Source organism: Paenibacillus sp. FSL L8-0663 (assembly GCF_038008125.1).
In the GTDB taxonomy this organism is placed as follows: Bacteria; Bacillota; Bacilli; order Paenibacillales; family Paenibacillaceae; genus Paenibacillus; species Paenibacillus polymyxa_D.
The window spans coordinates 1-10,000 of record NZ_JBBOYM010000001.1 but is presented as its reverse complement, the minus strand read 5'-3'; the positions used below and the strand labels follow the sequence as shown (position 1 = coordinate 10,000).

The 10,000-nt window shown below is 45.8% G+C and carries 8 protein-coding genes (1 of these 8 cut by a window edge); 1 reads left to right on the top strand and 7 read right to left on the bottom strand.

Going from position 1 to position 10,000, the window contains the following annotated elements; genetic code table 11:
• Positions 1-2,243, bottom strand: partial view of a DNA gyrase subunit A gene (gene gyrA / locus MKY75_RS00040; RefSeq protein ID WP_340883938.1) — the 5' portion only. 322 nt of this gene lie to the left of the window's left edge; 2,243 of the gene's 2,565 nt are visible here — the first part of the coding sequence; it begins with the start codon at positions 2,241-2,243; the stop codon falls past the left edge of the window.
• 466 nt (positions 2,244-2,709) lie between these two features.
• On the opposite strand from gyrA, the gene MKY75_RS00035 reads away from it, so the two are divergent.
• Positions 2,710-3,537, top strand: coding sequence for a YheC/YheD family protein (locus MKY75_RS00035; RefSeq protein ID WP_340883935.1), 828 nt, complete (start codon positions 2,710-2,712; stop codon positions 3,535-3,537).
• Between the two features lie 142 nt (positions 3,538-3,679).
• Here the strand turns inward: MKY75_RS00035 and gyrB are convergent, their stop codons facing one another.
• From gyrB to dnaA, 6 genes are all read right to left on the bottom strand, one after another.
• A complete protein-coding gene (gyrB, locus tag MKY75_RS00030) occupies positions 3,680-5,590 on the bottom strand; it encodes a DNA topoisomerase (ATP-hydrolyzing) subunit B (RefSeq protein WP_013308100.1) in 1,911 nt (636 codons plus the stop codon).
• Between the two features lie 30 nt (positions 5,591-5,620).
• Positions 5,621-5,872 carry an extracellular matrix regulator RemB gene (gene remB / locus MKY75_RS00025; protein ID WP_007433255.1) on the bottom strand — a complete coding sequence of 84 codons (252 nt, stop codon included), beginning with the start codon at positions 5,870-5,872 and terminating at the stop codon, positions 5,621-5,623.
• Positions 5,873-5,888: 16 nt separating this feature from the next.
• Positions 5,889-7,004, bottom strand: a complete 1,116-nt coding sequence (recF, locus tag MKY75_RS00020; protein WP_013308098.1) for a DNA replication/repair protein RecF — start codon at positions 7,002-7,004, stop codon at positions 5,889-5,891.
• 54 nt (positions 7,005-7,058) lie between these two features.
• On the bottom strand, positions 7,059-7,277 hold the full coding sequence (gene yaaA, locus MKY75_RS00015; protein ID WP_023986416.1) for a S4 domain-containing protein YaaA: 219 nt from the start codon (positions 7,275-7,277) through the stop codon (positions 7,059-7,061).
• A 47-nt stretch (positions 7,278-7,324) separates the two neighbouring features.
• Positions 7,325-8,467: a DNA polymerase III subunit beta gene (dnaN, locus tag MKY75_RS00010; protein ID WP_340883933.1), complete on the bottom strand. Its 1,143-nt coding sequence runs from the start codon at positions 8,465-8,467 to the stop codon at positions 7,325-7,327.
• A 186-nt stretch (positions 8,468-8,653) separates the two neighbouring features.
• A complete protein-coding gene (gene dnaA, locus MKY75_RS00005) occupies positions 8,654-10,000 on the bottom strand; it encodes a chromosomal replication initiator protein DnaA (protein ID WP_250241425.1) in 1,347 nt (448 codons plus the stop codon).

Genomic DNA, 10,000 nt, shown 5'->3' with positions numbered 1-10,000 from the left:
ACCGGACCATTTTTATCCGTAACATTAATCGTCTTGATCCCCTTACCTCCACGGCTTTGGATACGATAATCCACAACAGGGGTACGCTTGCCATAACCTTTGGCCGTTACAATCAGGATATCCAGGCTGGTATCTACGATATCCATACCTATTACAGCATCACTCTCATCAAGGTTGATCCCTTTAACCCCTGTAGCGCTACGGCCCATAGACCGTACATCACTTTCAGGGAAACGGATAGACATGCCTTGTGCTGTACCAATAATCATTTCCTGCTGTCCGTCTGTCAGCTTCACTTCGATCAGGGCGTCATCTTCACGCAAGTTAATGGCAATCAAGCCACCTTTGCGGATATTTGCATAGTCGTCAAGTGGTGTCTTCTTAATGATTCCATGCTGGGTCGCGAAGAATAGATAGCTATCCTCCACAAATTCCTCGATAGGAATTACCGCATTGATCGACTCACCCTGTTCAATCTGAATCAGGTTAATAATCGGTGTCCCTCGGGCTGTCCGGCTTAGATCAGGAATCTCATAGGCCTTAATCCGATATACCTTACCCTTGTCGGTAAAGAATAACAAATGATGATGTGAATTCGTAATGAACAGATGCTCTACGAAATCCTCATTTTTGGTATCCATACCCACTACACCACGACCACCGCGTTTTTGACTGCGATAGGTAGTAACAGGAAGGCGTTTGATATATCCCGTATGGGTTACAGTAATAATAACATCTTCACGCGGAATGAGATCCTCATCCAGAATACTCTCTTCACCCACTGTAATTTCAGTGCGACGGTCATCAGCGAAACGTTCCTTAAGTTCATTCAGCTCTTCGCTAATGATGTTGAGTACCAGATGCTCGTTCGCCAAAATCTCACGGTATTCCGCAATCTTTTGTATTAGCTCGTTATATTCGTTTTCGATCTTCTCACGTTCCAAACCGGTTAAGCGCTGCAGACGCATATCGAGAATAGCCTGAGACTGCTCAAGAGTGAGCGAGAAACGCTCAATCAGTCCTTCACGAGCTGCTTCTGCAGTTTGGGAAGACCGAATCAAGGCAATAACTTCATCCAGATGGTCAAGGGCAATGCGCAAGCCTTCCAGAATGTGTGCTCTAGCTTCGGCTTTTTTCAGATCAAATTCTGTCCGGCGACGAATAACCTCGACCTGATGTTTGAGATAATGATACAAGACATCCTTCAGGTTCAAAATCTTCGGTTCGTTGTTTACAATGGCAAGCATATTAATACCGAAATTCGACTGCATGGCCGTATGTTTAAACAAATTATTCAGAACGACATTCGGGTTCACGTCTCTACGCAACTCGATAACAACACGCATACCCGTACGATCCGATTCATCCCGAAGATCCGTAATGCCTTCAATACGTTTATCACGTACTAATTCGGCAATTTTCTCGACCAGACGAGCCTTATTCACTTGGTAAGGCAGCTCATGCACGATAATCCGTGCTTTATTGCCAATCTCTTCTATGGTGGTTTTCGCACGCATGGTCACAGATCCGCGACCAGTCTGGTACGCCTGACGAATACCAGATCGTCCTAAAATATAACCTGCTGTCGGAAAATCGGGCCCTTGAATATAATCCATAAGTTCCATCGGCGTAATATCAGGGTTTTCGATCAGTGCTTGTACACCATCGATAACTTCTCCCAAGTTATGCGGAGGAATATTGGTAGCCATCCCGACTGCAATTCCGCCGACGCCATTCACCAGCAAGTTAGGATAACGTGCAGGTAATACGACGGGCTCGCTCTCTTCACCATCGTAGTTCGGCATAAAATCAACGGTCTCTTTGTTCAAATCACGTAGCATTTCCATGGCAATCTTGGACAACCGTGCTTCGGTGTAACGCATCGCAGCCGCCATATCTCCATCCACGGAGCCAAAGTTACCGTGTCCATCCACCAACATGTAACGCAAGGAAAAATCCTGCGCCATCCGCACCATCGTATCATATACAGCCGTATCACCATGAGGGTGATATTTACCGATAACTTCGCCGACGATTCTTGCCGATTTTTTGTAAGGCTTATCTGGCGACATGCCTAGCTCGGACATCGCATACAAAATACGACGGTGTACCGGCTTCAGTCCGTCCCGCACATCAGGCAAGGCACGGCTAACAATAATACTCATGGCATAATCCATAAAGGATTCGCGCATTTCCACTCCGATATCCCTATTGATGATTTGCGAGTTATTTTGATCCGCCATGCTGGTCCTCCTTCTTATCCTTCAATACAATGCTCTCTATGTGAAAAGCCTAACAAGATACTGCCTATACACTCCGCTCTCTGCGCAGGATTTTGGCTGAAATCCTTATCTGTATAATTATATTACTTTCACAAAAAGAGCACAATTAAACACATCTGTCCTCTTTACAGCGTAAATCCCTCGTCATTCTCTTTCTGCCTGTAGCAGATCGCTATTCTCTTGTACAACTCACAAGCCCTGATTATAACAAATTCCCCAGAGCTGGGGATTAGCCCCCACCATAAGGGCCTTTTCCACATACAATACGTATACGGTCAGGGTTCAATTAGCATAATTCCGAAAAACGCCGTATTTCTCTATTATATCATTGTTTTACGCGCTTGTCCTTTAGTTTCCCTTGTTTTGTCAAAGTGCTGCGGATTCCAAGTACATGACTCATATTTCGAAAAGAAAGGGATGAGATTACTTGTCTATTCAGCGAGTATCCAGTAAGTGGACCAAAACAAATGCCATTCTCCCCAATCCGACATTGGCCGCTTATATACCGGAAACACGGTTGTACACATTTGATCACTTGAACGAAATGTTGGCCGTGTATGGTACGGTCTATATTAAGCCGGATAACGGTACTTATGGAAAAGGGGTTATGCGGGCAGAGAGGCTGACAGAGCTGCTTCCGCCGACAGAAGAAGGAATCATCGAAGAGAGAACTTGGTATGTGCTTCGCTATGAAGTAGATACCTTCACCTTCGAAAGTCTAGAAGATCTGCATAGAGTGGTTTCTTCCCGCATACGAAAACGTCCATATCTGATCCAGCGTGGAATTCTACTTCTTCAGCATGAAGCACGCCCTTTCGATCTGAGGGTATTAACCCAGATGAACTTGAGACACCAATGGGAAACAACGCTTATTGTAGGACGCGTAGCTGCTCCTGACAAAGTCGTCACCAATCATCACAGCGGTGGAACAACGCGATTTTTCAATGAGTTGGTCGCTCCATACATGGATGTAAAGGAAGCTGTACGACTGGAGCAAAAATTATCGAAAATGGGCGAACGGGTAGCCTGGCAGTTGCAAAAAAGATACCCACGTTTAAGGGAAATTGGATTAGATGTGGGACTGGATCAGCAAAATTATCCGTGGATTCTGGAGGTTAACACGAGACCAGCAATCAAGGTATTCTCTTCCCTTCCAAACAAAAGCCTCTATCATAAAATATTCAGATATGCAGTAGGCTATGGCCGGTACTCTTCATCCACGGGTAAACCCGTACGCTCTAAGAAAAAAGCCTAAAACAATGAGGGTTAAATATTCAAATACACCCGGGCTGGTTAATGAGAAGAAAAGGGACGCCCATTTGGGCGCCCCTTGTGAACTCTTACAAAATACTACCTAATAAGCACGTAATACAGCCACTAGGAAGGAACATCACACATCAAAAATCAAGATTTTTCACGTACTTCGCATGTTCTTGGATAAAGTCACGACGAGGTTCTACATTATCCCCCATCAAGGTATTGAACAGTGTATCAGCCAGCATCGCGTCACTGACAGTTACCTGAAGCATAGTACGACTTTCAGGGTCCATCGTAGTTTCCCAAAGTTGGGTCGCATTCATCTCACCCAAACCTTTATAGCGCTGTACATTGTACTTTGCGTTTTCTCCAAATTCTCTGATGATCTCATCACGTTCTGCCTCAGAGTTCGCATAACGTACAACTTTGTTGCGCTCCACTTTGAATAGTGGTGGCTGAGCAATATAAATATAGCCTGCATCAATGATTTTACGCATGTACCGATAGAAGAACGTCAGCAACAACGTACGAATATGGGCACCATCGACATCCGCATCTGTCATGATAATGACCTTGTGATAACGGGCTTTGGCGATGTCAAAGTCGTCTCCGATCCCTGTACCCATTGCTGTTACCATCGACCGGATTTCATCACTGGACAAAATACGGTCCAAGCGTGCCTTTTCAACATTCAGAATTTTACCGCGAATCGGCAAAATAGCTTGAAAGTGACGATCACGACCCTGCTTGGCCGATCCCCCTGCTGAGTCACCTTCGACGATGTACAGTTCACTAATCGAAGCATCCTTAGAGGAGCAATCCGCCAGCTTGCCTGGGAGCGAACTGATTTCCAGCGCACTTTTGCGACGTGTAAGCTCACGCGCTTTACGCGCTGCTTCCCGGGCACGTGCTGCTTGTAATGATTTATCAACCACCCGGCGGGATACAGACGGATTTTCCTCTAGGAACTCCTGGAGTTTCTCTGCGAATAAGGATTCGACAATCCCTCGCACCTCACTGTTCCCCAGCTTTGTCTTGGTCTGACCCTCAAACTGTGGTTCTGGAATTTTGACGGAGATAATCGCCGTCAATCCTTCACGCACATCGTCACCGGTCAAGTTGGCATTGTTGTCCTTAATCAAGCCATTTTTACGTGCATAATCGTTAATAATCCGTGTTAATGCACTCTTGAAGCCTGATTCGTGGGTTCCGCCCTCATGGGTATTGATGTTGTTGGCAAAAGAATAAATATTCTCCGTATAGCTGTCGTTATATTGCAATGCAACTTCGACTTGAATCATATCACGCGAGCCTTCGACATAAATCGGCTGTTCATGTAGCGCTTCTCTTTTTTGATTCAAAAATTGCACATATTCACTGATTCCGCCCTCGTAATGGAATGTATCGCTGGCGCCCGTCCGTTCATCAGTCAAGCTGATTGCAATGCCTTTGTTCAAGAAGGCCAACTCACGAATCCGTGTTTGGAGCGTATCATAATCATATACGGTCGTTTCTGTAAAAATTTGGTCGTCCGGATAGAAGGTCGTTTGGGTACCCGTCTCGTCTGTATCACCGATGACTCTGACATCATACTGCGGAGCACCACGATGATATTCCTGCTCATACAGATGTCCGTCCCGTTTAACATGAACGATCATTTTGCTGGAGAGAGCGTTCACTACCGATACACCAACCCCGTGCAGACCACCGGATACCTTGTACCCTCCGCCTCCGAATTTACCACCTGCGTGAAGCACAGTCATAACGACTTCCAGCGCAGATTTTTTCATTTTGGCGTGTTCGCTTACCGGAATACCACGTCCGTTATCTGTAACGGTAACACTGTTATCTTCGTGAACCACAACTTGAATGCTGTCACAATAACCCGCCAGCGCTTCGTCAATGCTGTTGTCCACAACTTCCCAGACCAGATGATGGAGACCTTTGGCGCTCGTGGAGCCAATATACATCCCGGGACGTTTCCGAACCGCTTCCAGGCCCTCGAGGACCTGAATCTCGCCCGCATCATAAGACGGTTGATTCATAGACATGCCTTTCACCTACTTCTATAGATTCTATGGTTAAGCATTGGCAACAAACTGGTTTGCCCGCTTTTTGAGTGTTGTTGAGGAGATGGGGGAATAATACACCGTATTCTGAGTCACTACGATGGACTTGGCTTCCTCTTCGCCAATCATCTCGACATGCTTTTGCTGTTGGGCGTGGTTCACGTATTGCTTGGAGATTTTAGAGGATTTTTCAATCGAGATATCGAAAATAGCCACAAGCTCTGACGAGCGGATGATTTTTTCTCCACCCAGATGAATATACATAGCGGTCACTCACTCCTTAGTGTTCCACATGCCCGTCGTGGACGTGATAAATATTGGCATCCTTGAGTCGTTCTGCGTTCAAAGTCTCAACCCCGGTTGCCGTGATAAAGGTCTGTACCTTGCTTTGGAAAGTCTCGATCAGCTGGGTCTGACGATAGGGGTCCAGCTCTGACAAAACATCATCCAGCAGCAAGACAGGATATTCACCAATTTCCTCATGAATTAACTCTATTTCGGCCAACTTCAAGGACAGGGCCGTCGTCCGCTGCTGCCCCTGAGAGCCATACGTATGCACTTCTCTGCCGTTAATGGCAAAGGCCAAATCGTCACGATGGGGTCCCGCCAAAGTCATGCCACGGCGGATTTCCTGTTCCCTCATTTGGGATAACTTTATCATAAATCGCTCCAATAAGACAGCTTCATCTTCTTCCTCTGGCTCACTGAAGGAGGGAACATAGGTTAATTTTAACTCTTCTGTCCCACCTGCGATCCCTTCATGAATGGCCTGAGCCCACTTTTGTAGCTTTGTTATAAATTGTTTCCGCTTTTTAACAATTTTAACACCATGCTCAACAAGTTGCTCATTCCATACCTCCAGCATCAGCTGCACTGACGCCATATCCTTACCCCAAGCTTGCTTGAGCAGGTTGTTTCGCTGAACCAATACTTTCTGATATTGCTGCAAATGATACAGATATCCTGGCGCAACCTGTCCAATTTCCATGTCAAGAAACCGGCGGCGAACCCCCGGTGTTCCTTTGACGATTTCGAGATCCTCAGGTGCAAACATGACCACATTTAACGAACCGATAAAATCGCTCAGTTTTCGCTGCTCCAGTCCGTTGATCTTTGCTTTTTTACCTTGTGTGGATAACGCGAGATCCAGTCTGATTTTCCCGTACTTTTTATCCACATCCGCAGCTAGGTGAGTGGAAGTAGCCCCGAAAGAGATTAACTCCTTGTCGCGGGACGTTCGGTGACTTTTGGTTAAAGCCAGTACAAAAATCGCCTCTACCAGATTCGTTTTGCCCTGCGCATTTTGTCCGATCAGCAAATTAACGGGCCCAAATTCATTCAGCTCCAGCTGTTCATAGTTCCGGTACTGCTGCAAAACAATGTTGTTCACAAACACATAGGGTCCCCCTTGTTACTCCGTACCTAAAAGGAGTCCTTGCCACCCAGGCGATCATGCTCCTGCTGTAACTTCGAAACTTCCGTTGTCCTCTACTTCTACGGTATCACCCGGGTACAGTTTTCTTCCACGACGTTCTTCCGGTTCACCATTCACACGGACTTGTCCCTCTTGCAGCAGGGCTTTAGCCATGCCTCCTGTGGATACACAATCGGCTAATTTTAAAAATTGATCGAGCTTGATGTATTCGGTCTGTATAGATATCTGTTTCAAGGCTTGTTCATCCTTTCGCTTGTCCTCGGGTGGGTTAAAGCTAAACGTCAGTTGGTTGTGCGATATGGCAGGATGATATACAGCGCATTGCTGGAATCTGCCGGTTTTAAAATAATGGGACTCATAATGCCGGTAAAAGCAATCGTCAGCTGCTCGCTGTCAATCACCTTGAGCACGTCGAGCATGTATTTGGAGTTGAACGAAATTTTGAGCGGCTCTCCCTCAAATTTGGATACAGTTACTTCCTCACGCACTTTTCCAAGTTCAGAGGAACTAGAGGAAATTTCCAAACCTCCATTTTCCAGGGACTGCATTTTTACAATATTCGTTTTTTCCTCACGGGACAGCAAATAAGCACGGTCAATTGACTCACTTAAACTTTTTGTATCCACAATCAGTTCTGTTTTGTAGGAGGTCGGAATAATTCTAGAAGTATCAGGATAGGTGCCGTCCAAGATGCGGGAATAAAATAGCACCCGATCTACTTTGAATAATACCTGATTGTCCGCTACTACGATATCCACAAGCATATTTTGATCCGGAATAATTCTGCTCAACTCATTCAGCGTTTTGCCCGCAATGACAACATTGCTAAAGCGCAAGCCTTCAGACGTCTCCAAATGAGCGCTGCGGGTGGCAAGACGGTGGCGGTCCGTTGCCACAAACTTTAGTTCCCCCTCAGCCAGATTCCACAACACGCCGGTTAAAATCGGTGTCGTTTCGTGGGTGGAAATGGAGAACACCGTCTGTTTAATCATATTTTTAAGTAAATCTCCTGGCACAGAGATGACTTGATTTTCTTCAATGCTGGGAAGCACCGGGAATTCTTCAGGGTCTAAACCAACAATCTGAATTTCAGTTGCACCGGACGAGATAAAGGTTTGGAATTGGTCTTTTACCTCCATACGGATCTCCTGAGACGGCAACTTTTTGATAATTTCGACAAAGAATTTGGCTGGTAGCACAACACTACCAGGTTGTTCGACCTGAACGACAGTTTGGTCGCCATCCTCCATCGGAATAAAGGATTGAATGGAGATATCTGTATCGCTGGCAGTCAGCGTTACTCCCTGGTGATTCACATCCAGCTTAATACCACTCAGAATTGGAATTGTAGTCCGACTTGATATCGCTTTGGATACATGTTGTATAGCCTCGTTCAAAACGTTTTTCAGAATGCTGATCTTCATAAGTTCCTCCTACGGGTTTTAATCCTTCAAGCACGCGTTGACGCGGGCCTTATTTAGGTGATGTATATCTTTAAAATATATTAGTAATAGTAATAGGCGCACTGAATATGTGGATAAGTCACTGTAACCCTAATAAAATCAAGCCTATCCACATGTGTATAAATTGTGTATAGGCTCTGAACTTGTTCAGGTTGGATTTTTGATTTTTTCTATTAGGTTGTTGATAACTTTAAACAGATCCTGATCCACTTGAATGGATTTGGAGATTTTTTCGTGCGCATGAATGACAGTCGTATGATCACGCCCACCGAAAGCTTCGCCGATTTTCGGCAAAGAATAGTCGGTTAGCTCACGAGACAGATACATGGCAATTTGTCGTGGAAAAGCTACAGCCTTCGTCCGCTTACGCGCTTTAAAATCCTCCAGCCGTAGATTGTAAAATTCCCCGACTTGATGCTGTATATCCTGAATCGTGATCATTTTTGGACGGCTGGACGGGATAATGTCCTTCAACGCTTCAGCCGCAAGATGACTTGTTACATCCTGATTTGTTAAGGAAGAATAGGCGACAACGCGTATTAGCGCCCCTTCCAGCTCACGGATGTTCGTATCAATTTGATTAGCGATATACATCATGGCCTCATTGGGAATATCCAGGTTTTCCGCCCGCGCCTTTTTCCGAAGAATAGCAATTCTTGTCTCCAGATCCGGCGGTTGAATATCCGTAATAAGTCCCCACTCGAAGCGAGAGCGTAGCCGTTCTTCCAGCGTTGGAATTTCTTTAGGCGGCCGATCGCTTGAGATTATAATCTGCTTGCGCTCCTCATGAAGCGCGTTAAACGTGTGAAAAAATTCCTCCTGCGTCGATTCCTTGCCCGCAATGAATTGAATATCATCAATGAGCAAAATATCAATGTTGCGATATTTATTCCGGAAACTTTCCCCGCGGTTGTCCCGGATGGCATTAATGAATTCATTCGTAAACTTCTCCGACGATAAATAAACGACCTTGCTGGCCGGATTGTGCTCCAAAATATAGTGCCCGATAGCGTGCATCAGATGCGTTTTTCCCAGCCCTACACCACCGTATAAAAACAGCGGGTTGTAAGCTTTGGCCGGCGCCTCGGCGACGGCCAGCGATGCCGCATGGGCAAAACGGTTCCCCGATCCGATGACGAATGTATCGAATGTATATTTAGGATTCAGCATATGGGACACAGCTTCTTCATGAACGACCGGCTGCTGTTGAGGTTGTTGCTGAAGGTCGACCTCGGCGGGCTTGTTCTCTTCAATAACGAACTTGACCTCTAGTTGTTTGCCCAAAATTTCATAAACCGTTGCTCCGACTAGCTTGGTATAGCGGCTTTCAAGCCATTCCACGGCAAAAGTTGTCGGTGCAGAAATCACAATGGAGTGGTCATTTAGTTTCGCTGCCTTGGTAGCCTTAAACCAAGTGTCGTAACTCGGCTTACTCAGCTTGGTTTGTATAATGGATAGAATTTGCTGCCATAGTTCAGAGGTATGGCTGTCCAC